This is a genomic window from bacterium, assembly GCA_020444065.1.
Lineage (GTDB): Bacteria > Sumerlaeota > Sumerlaeia > SLMS01 > JAHLLQ01 > JAHLLQ01.
The window spans coordinates 133,697-150,699 of record JAHLLQ010000004.1; the positions used below are offsets into that span (position 1 = coordinate 133,697).

Annotated in this window: 10 protein-coding genes; 3 read left to right on the forward strand and 7 right to left on the reverse strand. The window is 60.7% G+C overall.

Annotation, left to right across the window (positions count from 1 at the left end; all coding sequences use genetic code 11):
- The first annotated feature begins 393 nt into the window (after positions 1-393).
- A complete protein-coding gene (locus tag KQI84_11795; protein MCB2155560.1) occupies positions 394-3,528 on the forward strand; it encodes a hypothetical protein in 3,135 nt (1,044 codons plus the stop codon).
- Positions 3,529-3,624: 96 nt separating this feature from the next.
- Here KQI84_11795 and carB read toward each other — a convergent pair whose 3' ends face one another.
- Positions 3,625-6,927, reverse strand: a complete 3,303-nt coding sequence (gene carB / locus KQI84_11800) for a carbamoyl-phosphate synthase large subunit (GenBank protein MCB2155561.1) — start codon at positions 6,925-6,927, stop codon at positions 3,625-3,627.
- Between the two features lie 205 nt (positions 6,928-7,132).
- Here carB and KQI84_11805 point away from each other — a divergent pair, with 205 nt between their 5' ends.
- Positions 7,133-7,945: a radical SAM protein gene (locus KQI84_11805; protein ID MCB2155562.1), complete on the forward strand. Its 813-nt coding sequence runs from the start codon at positions 7,133-7,135 to the stop codon at positions 7,943-7,945.
- 12 nt (positions 7,946-7,957) lie between these two features.
- Here KQI84_11805 and KQI84_11810 read toward each other — a convergent pair whose 3' ends face one another.
- The 6 genes from KQI84_11810 to KQI84_11835 all read right to left on the reverse strand — a co-directional run bounded on the left by KQI84_11810 (position 7,958) and on the right by KQI84_11835 (position 16,291).
- A complete protein-coding gene (locus KQI84_11810; protein ID MCB2155563.1) occupies positions 7,958-9,097 on the reverse strand; it encodes an N-acetyltransferase in 1,140 nt (379 codons plus the stop codon).
- A complete protein-coding gene (locus KQI84_11815; protein ID MCB2155564.1) occupies positions 9,097-10,245 on the reverse strand; it encodes a tetratricopeptide repeat protein in 1,149 nt (382 codons plus the stop codon). Before KQI84_11815 ends, KQI84_11810 begins: the two co-directional genes overlap by 1 nt.
- A gap of 86 nt (positions 10,246-10,331) precedes the next feature.
- The gene (locus KQI84_11820) at positions 10,332-11,114 is read right to left on the reverse strand and encodes a PhzF family phenazine biosynthesis protein (GenBank protein ID MCB2155565.1); all 783 of its coding nucleotides are present in this window, start codon (positions 11,112-11,114) and stop codon (positions 10,332-10,334) included.
- Positions 11,111-12,262 (reverse strand): A/G-specific adenine glycosylase, encoded by a 1,152-nt coding sequence (mutY, locus tag KQI84_11825; protein ID MCB2155566.1) that lies wholly within the window; start codon positions 12,260-12,262, stop codon positions 11,111-11,113. The genes KQI84_11820 and mutY overlap by 4 nt, the downstream gene beginning before the upstream one ends.
- A complete protein-coding gene (locus KQI84_11830) occupies positions 12,259-13,695 on the reverse strand; it encodes an anthranilate synthase component I family protein (protein ID MCB2155567.1) in 1,437 nt (478 codons plus the stop codon). The genes mutY and KQI84_11830 overlap by 4 nt, the downstream gene beginning before the upstream one ends.
- Positions 13,696-13,723: 28 nt before the next feature.
- The gene (locus KQI84_11835; protein MCB2155568.1) at positions 13,724-16,291 is read right to left on the reverse strand and encodes an SUMF1/EgtB/PvdO family nonheme iron enzyme; all 2,568 of its coding nucleotides are present in this window, start codon (positions 16,289-16,291) and stop codon (positions 13,724-13,726) included.
- A gap of 273 nt (positions 16,292-16,564) precedes the next feature.
- Here KQI84_11835 and KQI84_11840 point away from each other — a divergent pair, with 273 nt between their 5' ends.
- Positions 16,565-16,993, forward strand: coding sequence for a hypothetical protein (locus tag KQI84_11840; GenBank protein ID MCB2155569.1), 429 nt, complete (start codon positions 16,565-16,567; stop codon positions 16,991-16,993).
- Positions 16,994-17,003: the final 10 nt, after the last annotated feature.

Consider the following 17,003-nt stretch of genomic DNA (forward strand, 5'->3'; position numbering starts at 1 on the left):
TCAGTCGACCTCGTGGCGATTCAGCGTGCACATCGTCGAATCGATTTGAAAGACACGTGTCTTTGTTTCGGTCGAAAGGGCCCTCGCGGGCAAAAAAAACGGCTGCGGCTCAAGGTCTTCTTGCCCCGCCCAGCGGGAAAAATGACTCTTGACGTGACAGTGCGCCGGGAGCGCACTATAGCAATGTATTAAGGAATATCGGTCCAACCAGGAGGAGTGCGCCCCCCGCAGGGGGACTATCGCTCTTTTTTGGGGTTGGAGCGATCTGTACAAGAGGACAACTCACTACGGGTGTGCGGTGCCGCTCCCGCTCTGATTTAGTGCGGCAAACTCGCTCACCTCAATTCTATAGGAAACAGCAGAACCTTCTTGCTGCTGGAAAGCGAGTCAGTGATGCGCAGCCTTCGGAGCAATCTGGCGATTCTCGGCAAGCGGACAGCCGGTGCCGCCGCCGCAGGACTTGTGGCCGCTCTACTTCTGAGTGTGCCCCAGAATGCCTCAGCCGTCCCCCAGGACATCAGCTATCAGGCTTATTTGACCGACTCGGCGGGGAACCCGATTACCTCGTCGAGCGTCCAGGTCACCGTCGATATCTACGACGCCTCCGTGGGCGGCACTGTGCTGCAGACGAACGTCTACACGGTCGACCTCTCCGCCTCTCGCGGATTCATCAATGTCGTCGTTCCGAACGCCAGTACGTTCGACAACTATGACGACACCTGGGTCCAGGTCACCGTCGAGGACCTGATCGCGGCGACGCCGCCGGAGATCTTGTTGCCTCGCCAGAAGTTGATCAGCGCTCCGTATGCGATCAACGCGGGCCTTCTCGAGGGCCTGGCCTCGGCCGACTTTGTTACCTCAACGGCGTTGACGACACATGCGGCCCTGACCGGCAACGGCGCGCACGTTCCAGCCGGCGGCATCACGGACGCGGAAGTCAGCGGCATCACGGCAAGCTCCGTCACCGACTTCGACACTGAGGTCTCGAACAACGCCGACGTGACGGCCAACACGGCGGCCCGCCACGTCGCGAACTCGGACAACCAGAATCTCTTTGAAACTTTCACTGCCGACGCCGGCTCGACCTCTGCCAACATCCAGGCCGATACGCTGTCCATCGTTGGCGGCACAAACGCCAGCACATCGATCACCGGCGACATCCTGACGATCAACGTGCTCGGAGCCGGCCTCGATGCGGATACGCTCGACGGTTTGGATTCGACCGATTTCGCAACGACTGACTCGCTTGCGACTCACGCAGCCCTGACAGGCAACAGCGCGCACATTCCCGCCGGTGGTATTACCGACGCGGAGGTCAGCGGCATTACCGCCAGCTCCGTGACCGACTTCGATACCGAGGTTTCCAACAACGCAGACGTCACCGCCAACACGGCAGCGCGTCACGCTTCCGGTTCCGACAACCAGAACCTGTTCGAGACGGTCGCCGGCGATTTGGGCAGCACCTCGGCTAATATTCAGACCGATACGCTGTCGATTCTTGGCGGAGCGAATGTCAGCACCAGCGTCTCTGGCGATACAGTGACCATCGATGTGCTCGGCACCGGGCTCGACGCCGATACGCTCGATGGCTTGGATTCGACCGACTTCGCGACGACTGACTCACTTGCGACTCACGCTGCCTTGACCGGCAACAGCGCGCACATTCCCGCCGGTGGTATCACCGACGCCGAAGTCAGCGGCATCACCGCCAGCTCCGTGACCGACTTCGATACCGAAGTTTCGAATAACCCCGATGTGACGGCCAACACCGGCGCACGCCACGCCTCCGGTTCCGATAATCAGAATCTCTATGCCACTGTCTCCGCAGACGGCGGCACGCCGACGACGGCGGATGTGCAGGCTGACACGCTTGCAGTTGTTGGTGGAGCGAATATCACAACTACAGCTTCCTCCGATCAGATCAGCATCGCGGTCGACACGACCGGCCTGGATGCCGACACGCTCGACGGTAATGATTCGACTGCCTTTGCGACGGCCGCTGCTTTGACGGCGCATGCCGGCACGTACGGCAATGGCGCCCACATCCCGGTCGCCGGCATCAGCGATTCGGAAGTCGACGACCTGACCAGCGCCTCGATGTCGAACTTCGTGGTCGACGTCAGTGCCGTTCCCGACGTCGCTGCCAACACGGCCGATCGTCACGCTTCCGGCTCCGACAACCAGAATCTCTACGCAACAATCTCCGGTGACGGCGGCACGCCGACGACTGCCGATCTGCAGGCCGATTCGCTTGCCATCGTCGGCGGCGCGAACATCACGACAACCGCTTCGTCCGACCAGATCAGCATCGCGGTCAACACATCCGGTCTGGATGCGGATACGCTCGATGCGATCGACAGCACATCGTTCCTGCGCAGCGATGCGGCCGACAGCTCGACTGGCGAGATCGACTTCCAGGCGGGTATCGAAGTTGAGACCATCCAGAATCTGGCCGGTACGAACGCACTCACGATCAATGCTGGCACAGCGGACGTGACGGTGCCGAATTCGCTGACCATCAGTGGCGCCGGCAACTCCGCCGGCGACGGCACGAATGCCACTCAGTTGACAATTTCCGGCGTTGCCACCGGAGCCGCAGCGAACGCCACCACCGATCGCGAACTGATCGTTGTCGGCGACGCGCGCATTGACGGCGACCTGAAGATGGGCGTTGGCTCCCTTCACATGGGCGTCAGCGGAGGCAATGCCTACCTCAACACGACCTCGGGCGAAGACATCAACATCGCTCCGGACACGGGCCTGATGAACGTGACCGGCCGTGTGAACGTCAGCGATACAACCGCTCCGAATGCGGGCGATCTGATTTCTCGCAGCTACTTCGAGGCGAATGTCGCGAGCGCTGTCCTCGACGTGAACGGACATCTGCCGGACGATTCGGTCACCTCCGCCACCGTCGTCGACGAGAGCCTTGTCGGCGCTGACATTGAGGATGGATCGCTCACCAATGCCGACATGATCGATCGCACGCGGACGGTCTTCATTCCGTCTGGTGCGTTCTTCCTTCGTGAGGCCTCGATCACCGGAACGCCGAACTACACCACTGGTGTTGAGAATCAGATAACGCTGGCTGAAATGCCGAACGGCGCTGACTGCGCCCTTTCCAGCAATTTCCAACTGCCGATGGACTTTGCCGGTACGACCATGAATGACTTCACGGTCACGATGCACTTGTACTGCCTCGATGTCGACCGCGCGAATCTGAACATTCGCTTCGATCGCCTGCAGGATCTGGCCGGCACCGGCGATCCGCTGACTTGGCGTTACACCGTGCATGGATCTGCGCCGACCGTTTCCGGCGACTCGTTCGATCTTTGTCCATACTTCAATGCGAACCAGTCCGCACAGGTTACCGTCCCGGTTTCGGGCGACACTTGGAATGGCAATGCAGCAGCCGCAGCCGGCGATGTCTTCTACATCACCCTGCGTCGTAACAATGCCGCCGACGATCCCAACAACAGTTCGATCTACCTCGTCGGGCTGACGATCAACTACCTCGCCGATATGTAATCACGGGGACAAACCTGAAACGCCAATCGGCCCCGGAGAAGTCCGGGGCCGATTCTATTCTTCCTGTGAGCGCCGGCATCTTGCCGGCAAGGTCTCTCAGTGATAATCCTGCAGCGCCTTCACGCCTGCCTTATGTCCACGCATGGCCTCGATGCCTTCGGTGCAGGCGCGCGCAGATGCTATGGTCGTGATTAGCGGCAGGTCGCGCCGCAGCGCCTCGATGCGGATGGCGCGCTCGTCGTCTGCCGTCAGCGGACCGCTGCGCGTGTTGACGACCAGTTGGATCTCGCCGTTGATCATGTAGTCCAACGCGTGCGGCCGGCCGATGCTGATCTTCTCAACGATCTGCGCAGGAATGTCGTGCTTCGCGAGATAGCGTCGTGTACCCGGCGTTGCCAGCAGGTCGAACCCGAGGCGATGGAACGAGCGTGCGACTTCGAGGAACGCCGGCTTGTCCACATCGGCGATCGAGAAGAACACGCCGCCGGATTCAGGTAGGAAAAGGCCCGCGGAAATCTGCGCTTTTGCAAAAGCGATCGCGAACCGCGAGTCGATGCCCATCACTTCGCCGGTTGAACGCATCTCCGGCCCGAGCGACACGTCGCTGCCGGGGAAACGATGGAATGGCAGAACGGCTTCCTTCACCGAGTAATGATCCGGTTCCGGTTCGCGCGTGCAGCCCAACTCGGATAGTTTCTTGCCGCCCATGACGCGCGCAGCCAGCGAGGCAAACGGAACGCCGGTCGCCTTGCTGACGAACGGAACCGTGCGGCTGGCGCGCGGGTTGACTTCGAGGACGAAGAGCTGGTGGTCCTTGACGGCGAACTGGATATTCAGCAGACCGCGCACATTCAGCGCCTCGCCCAACCTGCGCGTGGCGTCGCGAATTTCCTCCAGAATCGAATCCGTCAGCGAACGCGTCGGCAGCACGCAGCAAGAGTCGCCGCTGTGAATTCCCGCTGCTTCGATGTGCTCCATGATGCCGGCAATGACGACTTGCTCGCCGTCCGAAATCGCATCGACGTCGACCTCGACAGCCTGGACCAGGAAACGATCGATCAGCACTGGATGTTCGGGCGACGCCTCGACAGCGCGCTTCATGTAGTCTCGCAACTGATCTTCGTTGAAGACGATTTCCATCGCGCGGCCGCCGAGCACATAGCTCGGCCGCACGACGACCGGATAGCCAATCGAGTTCGCCGCTTGCTTCACTTCCTCGAACGATCTGCCGAAACCGTTCTCCGGCTGGCGCAGTCCAAGGCGCTTCAGCAATGCTCCGAACTGCTCGCGATCTTCAGCCAGATCGATGTTTGCCGGCGACGTGCCGAGGATCGGAACGCCCGCGGCTTCCAGTTCGTGCGCCAGTTTTAACGGCGTTTGACCGCCCAACTGCACAATCACGCCGTCCGGCTTCTCAAGCCGGCAAATCTCCAACACATCTTCCGCCGTCAGAGGTTCGAAGTACAATCGATCCGACGTGTCGTAGTCCGTAGAGACAGTCTCGGGATTCGAGTTCACCATAATCGTCTCGAACCCGTCGTCGCGCAGCGCAAACGCTGCCTGCACGCAGCAATAGTCGAACTCGATGCCCTGGCCGATGCGATTCGGTCCGCCGCCCAGGATCAGCACCTTCTTCCGGTCGGTCGGAGTCGCCTCATTGCGTTCCTCGTAAGTCGAATAGAAATATGGCGTGTACGCTTCAAACTCTGCCGCGCACGTATCGACCGACTTGTAGACGGGGTGAATGCGCAACGCATGGCGCAGCCGACGTACACCGCGCTCCCAAGCGTGCAGATTCTCATCCGCCCACGCATCGCCCTTCATCGCGCGCAACGACAGAAAGGCGATCTGCCGGTCGGAAAAGCCGTGCTGCTTCGACTCGAAGAGGAACGTGCGCACCTCCTCCGGTGTCTCCGTCCCCACTTTTGAGTCGCCGGCGAATGCGGCCGAAACGGCTTGGTGGAGACCCGAGTTCGATGCAATATCGCGTTCGGCTGCGATCAGTACTTCGATTTGGGCCAGGAACCACGGATCGACGCCGCTCGCCTCGTAGACTTCATCGATCGTGTGCCCTTCGCGCAGTGCATCCAGTAGGTAGAAGATGCGTTCCGGCGTGGGAGTCTTGATGTGACGCAGCAGCGACTCCGGGCGGTAGGTCGAGCATCCATCGCTGCCCAGTCCCATGCGCCCGGTTTCCAGTCCACGCAGTGCCTTCTGCAGCGCCTCGCGGAAGTTGCGCCCGATCGCCATCGTCTCGCCAACGGATTTCATCGCCGTCCCAAGCGACGGAATCGCGCCCGGGAATTTCTCGAACGTGAAGCGCGGAATCTTCACCACGCAATAATCGATTGCCGGTTCGAAGCACGCCGGCGTTTCGCGCGTAATGTCGTTGCGAATCTCGTCCAGCGTGTAGCCGACGGCCAACTTCGCCGCGATCTTCGCGATCGGGAAGCCGGTGGCCTTACTCGCCAGCGCCGAACTCCGAGACACGCGCGGATTCATCTCGATCACGATCCGGCGGCCCGTCTTCGGATCGATCGCGAATTGGATGTTCGATCCGCCCGTCTCCACACCGATCGCGCGAATGATGCGACGGCCCTCATCGCGCATCGCCTGGTACTCGACATCGGTCAGCGTCTGCGCCGGCGCCACGGTGATCGAATCGCCCGTGTGCACGCCCATGGCATCCACGTTTTCGATCGTACAGATCACCACGAAGTTGTCCGCGCGATCGCGCATCACTTCGAGTTCGAATTCCTTCCAACCGATGATCGATTCCTCGATCAGCAACTCGCCGACAGGGGAGAGGCGCAGGCCGCGCTCGACGATTTCGTGGAATTCAGTCTTGTTGTATGCGATGCCTCCGCCGCTGCCTCCGAGGGTATACGCCGGGCGGATGATCAGCGGATAGCCGATCTCCTCGGCGAGACGATCGGCTTCGTCCATGGAGCGTGCGATACCGGACTGCGGAGTGTCCGCGCCGATCGCCGCCATCGTGTTCTTGAAGGCTTCGCGATCCTCGGCGCGCTCGATCGCTTCGGCATTTGCGCCGATCATCTCAACGCCCAGGCGCTCCAGCACGCCATCGCGTTGCAGATCCATCGCCAGGTTCAGCGCCGTCTGGCCGCCCAGCGTCGGCAGCAACGCGTCCGGGCGCTCCTTCTCGATCACCTGCTTCACAAAATCGACGGTCAACGGCTCGATGTAGGTTCGATCGCCGAAGCCCGGATCGGTCATCACGGTCGCCGGGTTGGAATTCACCAGCACGACCTCGTAGCCCTCCTCGCGCAGCGCCTTGCAGCCCTGCGTCCCGGAGTAGTCGAACTCGCAAGCCTGACCGATCACAATCGGTCCGGATCCAATGATCAGGATCTTGTGAATATCCGTGCGTTTGGGCATGGATGGGGAGGCAGCCTTTCGAAAGATTGGCCAATCGCCAGGGATTTGGGGGCCAGCACCGGGCGTTGGCAAGGGCTGTCGGGAAATATGACGGGATTGACCTGGAAGCGCCGGAATCCTCACGCTCCAACAATTCCCATTGCCCGGCGCGAAGTTTGCCTCCAAAGCATCGACAGCAGGCTAAGCCGCGAGATCGGCCCCACAGATGACTCAAAAAGAACCGACATTCCCCATGCCCTCCACCGTCTATGGTCCGGTGCCGTCCTGGCGCTTTGGCCAGTCGCTGGGCATCGATCTGATCGTCGAAGACTCGATCTGCTCCTTCAACTGTGTCTATTGCCAGCTTGGACATATTCACCAAGTGACCATGGAGCAGCGCCTCTTCGTCCCGACCGGGCGCGTCGTCGAGGACCTGCGCGCCGTCGATTGGGACAATGTCGACATCGTCACCCTCAGCGGCAGCGGCGAGCCGACCCTGGCGCTCAACATCGGCGAGGTCATCGATCACATCGCCGAAACCTACAACAAGCCGACCCTTGTTCTGACGAATTCGACCTGGCTGCACGATGCGGCTACGCGGCGGCGCCTTCGCAATGCGACGACCGTGGCCTGCAAGCTGGATGCTGCGACCGAGGAGATTTTCCAGGCTTACAATCGTCCCGCGCCGGGCGTGACTCTGGCCCGCAGTGTCGAGGGCATCAAGGCCCTGCGCAACGATCCCGAATTCCGCGGCCGTATTGTGATCCAGAGCATGTTCATGCCGCGCAACGCCGGCGAAGCCGAAGCCCTGGCGGAAATGGTGAATGAGATTCAGCCGGAAGAGGTGCAACTCAACACCCCGCGGCGTCCTTATCCGCGGGCGTGGTACCTGGGTTCGCGTGGGAACCACGGGGGCGTTGCGCCCGTCGATACGGTGGATCTGAAGACGATTACCCTCGAGGATGCGGAGGAGATCGAACGTCTTCTGCGCGAGAAGACTTCCGTTCCGATCCGTTCGATTTACCGCCGGGACCAATAGGGGAGCGGCGCGTTACTCGGCCAGTTTTTTCTCGTAGATCCGATACGTGCGATAGACATTGGCGCCCATCGCCTTCAGGGCTCGATTCATCGAGCGATTCCGTTCCAGAATCCACGACAATTCGCCCTCGAAGATGCCGTGTTCGATGCAACTCGCGGCGAAGTCCCGATACATCAGCAGGTCCAGCCCGCGATTCCGGTATTCGGGCAACGTCCCCAGCATCAGGAGACGGATCGCCTTGATGTTGGACTTCAGCATCAGGAACAGCGCGAGTTGCTTCGGCCCGAGCTTCCCTTCCAGATGCTTCAGCACCACGTTATAATCCAGCAGCGCCAACGTGAATCCGACAGGCTCGTCATCGAGGTAGATGAAGAAGATGAATCGTTCGTCCGCCAGCGGCTTCAGCTCTTTCGCGATGAACGCGAACTCCGCGTCCGTCATCGGAACGAAGCCCCAGTTCTGCTCCCAGCCCTGGTTGTAGAGCTTGCGCACCAGGGCGACTTCCCGGGCCCAGTTTGACTTGTCCAGCGGACGCACGCTGACCGTGTGCCCTGCGTCGCGCAGACGCTTCTGCACGCGATCGGCCATGCGCGGAATGCGCTCGGTGAACGTATCGCGCGTCAGCCAGTAGCAGAGCAGATCTTCTGCCTTCTCGTATCCGGCCGCTTCGACGTGATCCACGTAGAACGGAGGATTGTGCGGCGTCATCACGGACGGTTCTGTATGAAAGGAATCGATTAGCAGCCCGCATTCTTCGTTTGTGCTGAAGCTGCACGGCCCCCGCAGAGCCGTCAGGTTGCGTCGCGTTGCCCAAACCTCTGCTGCATGCAGCAGACGGCGGAATACCTCCGGATCGTCCACGGCATCCAGAAAGCCGAAAAAACCGACCCGCTCGCCGTGTGCTTCGTTGTGTGCGTAGTTCTCGATCGCGGCGATTCGCCCGATCGTCTCGCCCCCCTGGCGCGCCACAAAGTACTCCACTTGGGCGTGCTCGTGGAACGGGTGCTTCATCCGGTCGAGCAGAATCTTCTGATCGCGGCGCAGAGGCGGTACCCAATGGGGATCGCGCCCGCGCAGGCGGTACACAAGTTCGCAGAATTCCGCTTCCGCCGCCTTCGATCGAGCGCGCGCAATCCGAAGCTGGTTGGCCATCAGGAGCCCGCCCCAGGCATTGGAACTTCCGGAGTTTCTTCCAGCGGAGCCGGATTTGCCAGCGCCTCCAGTTGCCTCTGGATGCCCTGAATCAGTCCATCCGCTTGCTCTGAAATCTGCGACTCTGGATTCTCCTCCTTGATCTGCTCCAGAATCTCGAGTGCGCGGTCCGTGTTGCCCGCCCGAGCATACATCATGGCGATGTCGAACTGCGTATCGATGGCCATCTTCGTCATGGGCACCTTGCCCATCAGCTCTTTCTTCACGGCCTCTGCATTCTCCAGGTCGCCCATCGCCTCGTAGTAGCGCGCAACATCCTGCAGCATCTGCAACTGGGTCTGCTGATCCAATTCGCTCTCGGCCGCTTCGCGCATCGAGGCGATTCTTGGATCGAATAACTCGTGAGCCTTCTCTTCTTCGCCGGCCTTCATCAGGTTGACCGCCATGGCCAGTTCCAGGTGATCGCGAACCTTGTCGTCCGGATACTTCGCCAGGTACTTCTCATAAACCTCGTTACTCTTCGCAAACTCCCCGCGAGAGCGATAATAATCGGCAAGCTGCTCGCGGGCCTGGCCGCGGGCCTGGGCATCCTCACTGTTCAGCATCAGGTCGTTCAGGATCTCGAGAGCCTTGGCGGTGGCTTCCGGATTGGGCTCTTCTGTCATTCTGACGGACTGCAGCAGAACCGCCGCTTTGTCCAGCAGCCAGTCGCTCTTCTGATCGTCCGGCGCTTGCTCGATTGCCTTGTCGAGTTGGGCCAATGCCCCCTCGATATCGCCAATCTGGAGACGAATCGAAAGCACTCCGTTCAAAGCGAACTCGGCATTCGGATCGGACAGCGGATACGCGTCGACGACCTCCTGAAGCTGCTCGAGCGCCTTCTGCGCGTTGCCTTCCTGAGTGTAGTAGCGGGCGAGCAGGAGTCGTCCCGTCGCCGCTGCCGGATCGTCGCTGTTGTCGCGGATCAGTTCCTTCAGCTTGATTACACCCCGAGCCGTCTGGCGCTCGCTCAGAAGCTGCTGGGCCTCGGCCAGTTGCTCGTCGGGGGTCTGCTTGCCGCAAGCCACGGCAAACACTGCCACGAAGAGAATCGGAATCGCCACTCGCAAAACCCGGCGAATTGATAGGCTTGTCATCGTTGAACGCATCAGAAGGGCTCCTTTATCATTCCAAAAACGCCCAGCACGGTGGGCAATCTCCCCCCGGGCAGGCAAGCGTTTTTGGGGAATCCGGCTTACTCAGCCAATCGAATCTCGGCCACTTGCACCGCCTGTCCACCCAATTGGACCCGGTCGCCGGAGACGCGCACTCGGACGATTCCGCCCCGGCGCGACGCCTGGTAACCGACAACCGTTTCCTTGCCCAGGCGGACCGCCCAATACGGGCCCAGCGCGCAGTGCGTCGATCCGGTGACGGGATCTTCGTCGATCCCCACGTTTGGCGCGAAGAAACGCGACACGAAGTCGCACTCGTTCCCGTCGGCGACGGCCGTTGCGACGATCCCCTCCGCCGCAAGCGATTTCATTCGTCCGAAGTCCGGCGACAGGTTGCGCACGGCCTGCTCGTCGGCAAATTCCGCGAGGTAGGCAAAGCGGAGCCTGCCGACACGCACCGGCGTCGCGCCAAGGCTCTCGACCAGACCCGCGGGGGGGGCGACTTCCTCCACGGGCAACGCCGGGAAGTCTAACTCGATCCAGTCGCCCGCGCGCCGAGCCTGTAGCTCGCCACTGCGCGTCTTGAAACGCAGCGTTTCCTGCGTGCAACCTGTCTGCCACAATGTAAATGCACTTGCCAGCGTCGCATGCCCGCAGAGGTCCACCTCCTTCGCTGGCGTGAACCAGCGCAGGCGATAGGCGCCATTCTCTGGCAGCAGAAAGGCCGTCTCCGACAGGTTCATCTCCATCGCCACGTTCTGCATCCACGCGTCCGGTCGGGCTTCTTCAAGAACGCAAACGGCCGCCGGGTTGCCTGCGAAAACTCGATCCGTGAAGGCATCCACCTGGTACAGCGTCGTCATGTTGATTCTCCAGATTCGTCGAAGAGTTCCGGCTGGTCGCTGGCGATTTTGGGCTTCGGCGCCTGGCGGCGCGGAACCTTGCCTTCGGCAAGAAACTGCGCGATGTCCTTCTGCGTTGTCGAGATCGGACGCTTCATCCACTCGCTCGGCGAGATCCACTCGTGGGCGACATGGAATTTCCGCCGGACGCGCCCGCCCGGATGTTCCGTCGTGAAGACGTGCAACTGAATCCGGCTGCGCATCACGACGTGCTGCAGTCGCAGGACTGGCCCTCGTGGCCTTGCCTGCAACGATGTTAGTTCTTGCAATACTCGCGCCGCAGCGGACTTCGCCCCTTCGCCCTTCGCGACCTCGCTGCGGGGGATTTCCCACATGTCGGCGAACGATCCTTCCGGCGGCCGCTTCATCACCAGAATTTTGCCTTCCTTCTGCACGATGATCGCTGCCTCGCGAACGTCTTTCATCGGGGTCTTTGGGCGCAGGACAGGAAAGTCTTCGGGGCGTCCCGTTTTTCGAGCGGCGCAGTGATCCGCCACCGGGCAAACGCTGCACTGTGGAGCCCGCGCCAGGCAAACCAACGCACCCAGTTCCATCATTGCTTCGTTCCAGATGCCAGGGCGTGCCGGATCGAGCAGTTCTCGCGCGCGCTGTTCGACTTTCTGCCTCCCGCGAGACGATCGGGCATCTTCCTCCATTGCATCGAGCCGCGCAACAACGCGCTCGACATTTGCATCCACCGCCGCGATCGCTTCTCCGAACGCGATCGAGGCCACCGCCGCCGCCGTGTAACGTCCCATCCCCGGCAGTGCCAGCAGCAGTTCGAAACGTTCCGGCAGTCGACCGCCGAAGTCTCGAATCGTCATCTTCGCAGCCGCATGCAGGTGACGAGCACGCGCGTAGTATCCTAGCCCAGACCACTCTGCGAGTACGTCGTCCACGCTCGCATCGGCGAGAGCTTTGACGGATGGGAAGCGCTCAAGGAACCGGCGCCAGCGCGGCTCGACAGCGCGCACCGTTGTTTGTTGCAGCATGATTTCCGACAGCCAGATGGCGTACGGATCCTTCGTTTCCCGCCACGGCAACGGTCGCCGCTGTTCGGAAAACCAATCGAGCAAATCACGTCGAATTCGATCAGTCAGGGGACTCACTTCATCTCGGCCAAGCGGATCGCATCGCACAGGAACTTCAGCTTTGCCTGCATCTCTTCCCATTCTTCCGCGGGATCGGAATCGGCGACAATGCCGCCGCCGGCGTGCAGGTGAACTCGCCCGTCGTCGAATCGGACTGCTGTGCGAATGGGCAGATTGAGCTCCACATCGCCGCGCGCATCCACCCATCCCAACGCGCCGCAGTAGATTCCGCGCGGTCGATTCTCCAACTGCCCAATGATTTCCAGCGCACGCCGTTTGGGCGCTCCGGAAATCGATCCTCCGGGAAACAACGCGCCAAACAAATCCGAAAGCCGAGCCGATGACCGTGCACGTCCGGTGATGGTCGATTCCAGATGGAGGATCGATGGGTGGGAGGTCAACTCCATCAACTTCTCGACACGTACCGTTCCGTAATCGCAGATTCGTCCCAGATCGTTGCGTTCCAGATCCACGATCATGATGTGCTCGGCACGGTCTTTCTCAGAATCCAGCAACTCAAATCCAAGCGCCGCATCGCTCGATTCCTGTCCGGTACGTCGACGCGTACCCTTGATCGGGCGAGTCATGACCTGCGGACCCCACTTCCGGATGAACAACTCGGGCGAGAACGAGATCGCAGACCAGGACGGGCCGCGCAAGTTCGCCGCAAAGCGATTGCCGCCCTGCGACAATCCCATGGCGAAGATCGAATCTGCATCTGCGGATGTCTGCGATTCGAAGCGACTCGTCAGGTTGGCCTGATAGATATCGCCTGCAGTAAGATGATCGTGAATGCACTCGACCGCCGCCGCGTGAGCGTCGCGATCAAGGCAGGGAATGGGATCGGAGAATCGGTCTGTTTCGGGAGGCGGCGTGTCTTCCAATAACCCCATGATCGCCGGCGGCATCCCGGGTGGAGCGGGCCACTCAAGGTCTGCCCGCTGAGGCCGCCAGTCCTTCCACCGTGTGTGGCGTCCCAACGGCCGGCCGACAAGGCGCCACCGTTCATCCGACCAAACGAATCCGCTCGTGTGGAATGCCGCAAAGAATTCGGGAACCTCCAATTTCTCTGCATGGGGAAAACAGTGTTCGTACGGATTGATCGTGCGCCCGTACTCATACGATACGGAAAGCGCAGCCATCGGCAGAATCGGTCGCAGGATCGGGCGGCGTTCCGTACCCTGGCAGGAGTCGGCCAGCACGCTCAAGATCTCATCGGTCCAGCGAAACGGCATCAGCGCCCGGTCGGTATTCGATGCGACTACCTGGCCTTCCGGCGTTTCCACGCGCGTGCCGCCCCCATCCACGTACATCACCAGTACGGGACGCGGTAGGCAGATCGGCGGATGCTTCCAGCCGGACTCATCGTTCGGCCAAAATAAGGCAGAGCCCGTCACACGGCCGAGTTTCGGCGGTCGTGTCGGTGCAAACTTCCGGGCAGAGTCCGACATTCGCTTCTCCTTTGGATATCGTCGAGCCTTAGAGCTCCACAACCACGCGGAATCCCACATCCGCTTCTTGCTGATCCGGCTGAATCTGCATTCGCGATGCACAACGGCAGGCTGCAGCGGAAGACTTGTATCCGCCGCCACGGATCACACGATAGCTGCCGCTCGGCGGTCCCGTCCAATCCTCCAGGTTACCGCCCGGAAGTCTGGGCGCATAGTAATCGCGCGTCAGCTCCCAGACGTTTCCATGAATGTCGTACAATCCCCAGGCATTCGGCGGGAAGCTCTTCACCGGCACTGTTATGCCTCGGTACGTCGAACTTGCGGCGCCGGGGTACGATTTCGTTCCATCGAAATTGACGACCTCACTGGAGATGATGGGTCCGTAAGTGAAGGGCGACTGGCGGCCCGCGCGGCAGACATATTCCCACTGTGCCTCCGTGGGCAGACGGAACGTGATTCCTGTTTCACGCGATAGGATTCCACAGAATTGCTGCGCTTCGTTCCACGAGACGCCGGTAACGGGATGGTCCAGATTGGGTTCATCGCCCAATCCACCGCCCATAACATGGCGCCATTCGGCCAGCGTGATCTCCGACTCACTGACGTAGAACGGTTGCGTCAGATTCACCGCGGTCAGCGGACCTTCATCATCCCCGCGACCTTTTTCGGAAAGCTGCGATCCCATCAAGACTTTGCCGGCGGGAATCTCAACCATGTTCAGGACCAACTTATCTGACAGCGGGACCTTGAAGACATTGTATGTCGGCGCCAATGTCGGCGTCGGCTCGAGCGGCAGCGGGGTCGGCGGCGGCGTTGGCGTCGGAGTCGGCCGCGCGGGCTCTGGAGTCGGCGTTGGTTGCGGTCCGGGCAACTGGGTGGAGTTCCCCTGAGCGATCTCTTCTCCGGATGAATCGCCATCTTGGTTATTCGTCAGCGTCATCACCGACACAACCGTCGCAGTGACCAAGAAGGCGATCACGACAACGGCGACAATGATGAGATACCGCATCACGCGGTTGTCTTCTTTTTCTGCCGCCCGCATCTCCGTCGGGAAGATCGCTTCGGGCATCGACGACGAGAACGGCGCACTCGTGGAACTGCTTCCTGAAGAAGAACCACTTCCCGAACCCGGCATGCTAAGCGTCGGGAAGCCATCCAGCCCATTGCTTTCTTCCGCCTCCGCTGCCATCTCTTCCAGCGCGCGACGGCGCTTCGCCGCATTGCGGAATGCCGAGTCTTCTGCAGAACCGTACCCCGAGTCCGAATCTGCATCGCCGCTTGTTGGGAAATCCGTCACGCCCGAGGAAACACTGCCTGTCATGACAGCCGAAGACGAGGACGAGTATCCTGCCACCGAGTCTGCGAGCGTCTCCTTCGGTTCTGATTCCGGCTCCGATTCGGGGGACGGCACTGGTGTCTTTGGCGTCTCCTCCGACTCGGGCTCTTTTTCTTCCTCGTCGGTCGGTATCAGGTTCCGCTTAAAGATGGGATCCAGACCGTCATCCGATTTGTCTGTTCGTTCTTCCGCCTTCTCTTCTGGCTTCTCTTCCGCCGGTTCCTCTTCAGGAATCGTCGCGGGCCGGTCGGATGCCGACCAGTGGAACTCCACCTCGGGGATCGGTTCGATCTCGGGCGCTGAATCATCTTCGGGCTCAGGCGTGTCTTCTTCGGGCACCGGAGTCGGCAATCCCGCCTGCATGATCTTGCCCGACGGCAGCAGCACGAGATCTGCGTCCCCGGCGCGCTGAATCGTCGATAGCGCCTCGGCCAGTTCGCCGGCCGATGCAAATCGATCGCCGGGCTTCTTGGCCAGGCAGCGCATGATGACTTCGCCGAGAGGACGATGAAGTCCTGGATTCAACTCGTAAGGCGACTCCGCCTTCTCGTTCACGTGCTTCATGCACACCGTGATGTCGTTCGGATCGCTGAAGGGCGGTTGTCCTGTCGCCATGTGATACAACGTGCAGCCCAATGCGTACAGATCCGTTCGTCCGTCCAGTTCGCGGTTCAGAATCTGTTCCGGCGACATGTAGGCCACTGTTCCAAACACAGTGCCTGTCGCTGTTCTGCCGGTGGCGGATTCGGACTTCGCGATCGAGAAATCGAGCAGCTTAACGTGGCGATCTTGTGTGACGAAGATGTTGGCCGGCTTGATATCGCGATGCAGGATGCCGCGCGAGTGTCCATACTCCAGCGCGCGGGCTACGGCCGCCCCGATTTCGCAGATCCACTCGCTCTTAATTGTGCGCCCGTGAATTGTCTCCACGACGTCGGTCAGGGCGCCGAGCTTCTGCTTCGGCACTTTCTGGCTGAGCAAGCGCGAAAGCGGCTGCCCCTCCAGCAGTTCCATAATTAGATAGATTGCAATGTCGTCGCGATAGACGTCGAAGAGGGTAACAATGTTCGGGTGACTGAGACGCGCGATGGTCAGCGCCTCGTCCTCAAGGCGCCCCGGGTCGATGCCCTGTTCTTCCGATTCGGCGAGGTTACAGGTCTTGACGGCGACGAACCGCTGGAGCTTCGGCTGCCACGCCTTATAGACACGACCCATCGCTCCTCGGCCAATGACCGAGTCCGCCGTGAGGCCTGGTGGCATTTGAACATCCATAAATCGCCCAGAAGCCCGCGCCCAGTTTCGCATCTGGCCGGCGCTTTTTATTCTCTCTAGTCATCTTGCGGTGTCAGCAAGAAACGAGCAAGGCAATACCGCGCCGCAAGCAGGATTCTGCATTTGCCAGACCACCGGGCACCTGGACCGCGTCAAAACACCCGCTCACAGGCGACGACGGACTTGACGCACCTGACAAGGTAGAGAACACTCTCTTTACCGAAATCGAACTGCTCTTCTTCCAACAATTGGAGGCTCAGAATGATTGGCAAAAAGCTCGACGCACGTTCGTATACGATATTGCTGCTCGCAGCCATGGTTGTCCTGCTGGCTCTGAACCTGTTTGCTCAGCGCGGAACGCTGGACGTGGGGACGCTGCCTGCCGGCGATCGGACCGACCTTTCCGACTCGGCCGCTATCCAGCAAGTTGCCGCGGCAACGCGCGAGGTTGCGGACTCCAACCGCGAGATCGCCAGGGCGATTGACAACCTGGCTCGAGCCGTCGGCGGTCTTGAAATGAGCGTCACGGTGAATAACAGTGACGACAAAGACTCCTCCAGCAACGCTTCTCGCGTGACCCCGCAGGTTGGCGCAGACGGCCGTACCACCATGGTCCCCGTGACTGATAGCGGCGCCGATATTCCCCCCGACACTGAATTCGAGTACGAGGGCACGCTGAACATTCGGTAACCACGCGCTG

Excerpts from the sequence above, each read along its gene's own strand:
- KQI84_11835 (MCB2155568.1), bottom strand. The coding sequence starts at position 16,291 with ATGCCACCAGGCCTCACGGCGGACTCGGTCATTGGCCGAGGAGCGATG.
- KQI84_11810 (MCB2155563.1), bottom strand. The coding sequence starts at position 9,097 with ATGGCCAACCAGCTTCGGATTGCGCGCGCTCGATCGAAGGCGGCGGAA.
- KQI84_11805 (MCB2155562.1), top strand. The coding sequence starts at position 7,133 with ATGACTCAAAAAGAACCGACATTCCCCATGCCCTCCACCGTCTATGGT.
- KQI84_11830 (MCB2155567.1), bottom strand. The coding sequence starts at position 13,695 with ATGTCGGACTCTGCCCGGAAGTTTGCACCGACACGACCGCCGAAACTC.
- carB (MCB2155561.1), bottom strand. The coding sequence starts at position 6,927 with ATGCCCAAACGCACGGATATTCACAAGATCCTGATCATTGGATCCGGA.
- KQI84_11795 (MCB2155560.1), top strand. The coding sequence starts at position 394 with ATGCGCAGCCTTCGGAGCAATCTGGCGATTCTCGGCAAGCGGACAGCC.
- KQI84_11820 (MCB2155565.1), bottom strand. The coding sequence starts at position 11,114 with ATGACGACGCTGTACCAGGTGGATGCCTTCACGGATCGAGTTTTCGCA.
- KQI84_11815 (MCB2155564.1), bottom strand. The coding sequence starts at position 10,245 with ATGCGTTCAACGATGACAAGCCTATCAATTCGCCGGGTTTTGCGAGTG.
- KQI84_11840 (MCB2155569.1), top strand. The coding sequence starts at position 16,565 with ATGATTGGCAAAAAGCTCGACGCACGTTCGTATACGATATTGCTGCTC.